Source organism: Salinimicrobium oceani (assembly GCF_012037645.1).
Map to the genome: position 1 here is coordinate 1 of NZ_JAAVJR010000466.1, position 494 is coordinate 494.

At 37.4% G+C, this 494-nt stretch carries 1 protein-coding gene; it reads left to right on the forward strand.

What is annotated here, in order from left to right; all coding sequences use genetic code 11:
- Positions 1-418, forward strand: a 418-nt coding sequence (locus HC175_RS17770; protein ID WP_168139601.1) for an RsmD family RNA methyltransferase, incomplete at its 5' end; no start/stop codon positions are given.
- Positions 419-494: the final 76 nt, after the last annotated feature.

Genomic DNA, 494 nt, shown 5'->3' on the forward strand with positions numbered 1-494 from the left:
GTATCACTTTTCAGCTTTAAAAGTGATCGATCTTTTTAGCGGCACAGGAAATATCGCCTATGAATTTGCCTCCCGTGGGGCACAGGAGATCATAGCTGTTGATGCACATTTTGAATGTGTAAAATTCATTAATAAGATCTCTTCAGAAATGGATATGCCGATTCGTACTGTAAAAAGTGACGCTTTTAAATTCCTGAATGCTACAGGAGAATCAGCACATATTATTTTTGCCGATCCTCCTTATAACTTTGAAACAGATGTACTTAAAGACCTGGTGAAAATTACCTTCTCCCGAAACCTGTTGGAAGAGGGTGGCTCTTTGATCATCGAACATTCCAAAAAGATGGATCTTTCTCACCTACCCCATTTCTCTGAAGTGAGGAAATATGGAAATTCTGTTTTCAGTTTTTTTGTATAAATTAGAGGATGGCGAAACCTATTAAGATTCTTGAACTGGAATTCACTGTACTGGAATTCTATGACAACTATGTCAT